Source organism: Microbacterium umsixpiens (assembly GCF_053543675.1).
Genome location: NZ_JBLVOH010000156.1, coordinates 1 through 2,801 on the forward strand (window position 1 = coordinate 1; position 2,801 = coordinate 2,801).

3 protein-coding genes are annotated in these 2,801 nt (G+C 68.3%); 1 reads left to right on the forward strand and 2 read right to left on the reverse strand.

Features of this window, described 5'->3' with window-relative positions; genetic code table 11:
- A partial coding sequence (locus tag ACNPM4_RS15425) for a histidine phosphatase family protein (protein WP_448986267.1) occupies positions 1–486 on the reverse strand: 486 nt, incomplete at its 3' end.
- A 1-nt stretch (position 487) separates the two neighbouring features.
- Entirely contained in the window at positions 488–886 is a 399-nt protein-coding gene (locus ACNPM4_RS15430) for a DUF5684 domain-containing protein (RefSeq protein WP_029263870.1), read from the reverse strand.
- A gap of 116 nt (positions 887–1,002) precedes the next feature.
- On the opposite strand from ACNPM4_RS15430, the gene aspS reads away from it, so the two are divergent.
- Positions 1,003–2,784: an aspartate--tRNA ligase gene (aspS, locus tag ACNPM4_RS15435; RefSeq protein ID WP_448986268.1), complete on the forward strand. Its 1,782-nt coding sequence runs from the start codon at positions 1,003–1,005 to the stop codon at positions 2,782–2,784.
- The last annotated feature ends 17 nt before the right edge of the window (positions 2,785–2,801 follow it).

The following is a 2,801-nucleotide window of genomic DNA, read 5'->3' on the forward strand; positions in this document are numbered from 1 at the left end:
ACCCGCGACCCGGAGGTGCGTGATCCAGATCGGCGCCTGGTGCGAGACCATCACGAGGTCCCCCTCCGGCGCGGCATCCCAGGCCTCGTCCATCACGCTGAGCATCCGCTCCGCGATCGAGGTGTACGGCTCGCCCCAGCTCGGCAGCGAAGGCTGGCGCAGATGCCACCAGTTCATCGGGTTCATCAGGGAGCGACGCATCTGCGTGCCCTCGAACACGTTGGCCGGCTCGATCAGGCGGATGTCCATCTCGGGCACGAGGTCGAACCGCTCGGCGAAGGGCTCCGCCGACTCCTGCGCCCGCTCGAGAGGCGAGGCGTACAGCGCGACGACGGGACGATCGAGTGACGCCACGTGATCGGCCGCGGCCGCCGCCATCCCCCGGCCCGCCTTGCTCAGGTGGTAGTCGGGGAGACGGCCGTAGAGCACGCGCGCAGGGTTGTGCACCTCACCGTGTCGGACGAGGTGCAGACGAGACGCCGTCATGTCACGCCTTGCGGTAGCGGGAGTCGCCGAAGCCGAGGATGAAGTATCCGATGAACGAGAACACGAAGAGCAGGAAGAACGAGAAGACCCCGCCCTTGCCGAAGCGCGCGCCGACCTTGACGGCGACGACGATCGCGAGCACCACGTTGGCGATCGGCACCAGGTAGAGCAGCACCCACCAGCCCGACATCCCGGCGATGCGCAGCAGGAAGATCGCGTTGACGATCGGGATGAGGGCGAGGATGCCGGGATATCCGGCCTTGGTGAACACCTTCCACCACGCGACGGCGAGGAGGATGTAGAAGATCAGCGCCACCACGCCGGAGGTTCCGGAGAAGATCTGGCTGACGAAGTCGGGGACGACCGGGACGTCGGCCGCGGGGACGAGGGTGAGATTCATGGGGCACCTTCCGTTCACAGCCACCCTACTGATCGTCGGCCCACCCCGCCGGGAGGAGCCGCGCACCCCCGTAGAATGGCCGGGTTCCCCATTTCCCAGATCAGAAGGAATACTCCGTGCTTCGCACCCACTCGGCAGGCTCTCTGCGAGCCGAGCACATCGGTCAGACCGTCACCCTCTCGGGTTGGGTCGACCGCCGTCGTGACCACGGAGGAGTCGCTTTCATCGATCTGCGGGATGCCTCGGGCATCGCCCAGGTCGTCATCCGCGACGAGGAGATCGCCCACCCGCTGCGCAACGAGTTCGTCCTGAAGGTGACCGGCGAAGTGTCGCGGCGCCCCGAGGGCAACGCGAACCCGAACCTGCCGACCGGCGAGATCGAGCTCATCGCGACCGACGTCGAGGTCCTGAACGAGTCGGCCCCACTCCCCTTCCAGGTCTCCACGGCTGTCGCCGACACCGAGACCGTCGGCGAGGAGGCACGCCTCAAGTACCGCTACCTCGACCTGCGTCGTCCTGCCCAGGCGGCGAACCTGCGCCTGCGCTCGGACGTCTACAAGGCGATCCGCGACGTGCTGCACGCCGAGGACTTCACCGAGGTCGAGACGCCGACCCTCACGCGCTCGACCCCGGAGGGCGCCCGCGACTTCCTGGTGCCGGCACGTCTGAGCCCGGGAAGCTGGTACGCCCTGCCGCAGTCGCCGCAGCTGTTCAAGCAGCTGCTGATGGTCGGCGGCGTCGAGAAGTACTTCCAGATCGCGCGCTGCTACCGCGACGAGGACTTCCGCGCCGACCGCCAGCCCGAGTTCACGCAGCTCGACATCGAGATGAGCTTCGTCGACCAGGAAGACGTCATCACGCTGATGGAGTCGCTCATCGTCGCGATGTGGAAGACGATCGGCGTCGAGGTCTCGACCCCGCTCCCGCGCATCACGTACGCCGACGCCATGGCCAAGTACGGCTCCGACAAGCCCGACCTGCGCTTCGGCCTCGAGCTCGTCGAGGCGACCGAGTACTTCCAGGACACGCCGTTCCGCGTGTTCCAGGCGGAGTACGTCGGTGCGGTCCGCATGCCCGGTGGTGCGAGCCAGCCGCGCAAGCAGCTCGACGCCTGGCAGGACTGGGCGAAGCAGCGCGGTGCGCGTGGTCTCGCGTACGTCCTGTTCAACGAGGACGGTTCGCTCGGCGGCCCGGCCGCGAAGAACCTGTCCGAGGCGGAGCAGGCCGGACTCGCCGCCTTCGTGGGCGCTGAGCCGGGCGACTGCGTGTTCTTCGCCGCCGGTTCCACCAAGGAGAGCCGCGCGCTGCTCGGCGCCGCCCGCGTCGAGATCGGTCGCCGCCTCGGCTACCTGAACCCGGACGAGTTCGCGTTCACCTGGGTCGTTGACGCTCCGATGTTCGAGCCGGCCGCCGACGCCGTGGCCTCGGGCGACGTGGCCGTGGGCGCGGGCGCCTGGACTGCCGTGCACCACGCTTTCACCGGTCCGAAGCCCGAGTTCCAGGACACGTTCGACACCGACCCCGGATCGGCCCTCGCCTACGCGTACGACATCGTGTGCAACGGCTCGGAACTCGGCGGCGGTTCGATCCGCATCCACCGCGAAGACGTGCAGAAGCGCGTATTCGAGGTCATGGGCATCAGCGACGAGCAGGCCGACGAGCAGTTCGGCTTCCTGCTCGACGCGTTCAAGTTCGGGGCCCCGCCGCACGGCGGGATCGCGCTCGGCATGGACCGCGTGCTGCAGCACCTGTCCAAGACCGAGTCGATCCGCGAGGTCATCGCGTTCCCGAAGTCCGGCAACGGTTTCGACCCGCTGACCTCCGCTCCCGCGCCCATCACCGACGCGCAGCGCGCCGAGGCCGGCGTCGACTTCGAGCCCGAAGACGACGAGGCCTGACGACCGTTTCGTCTCGC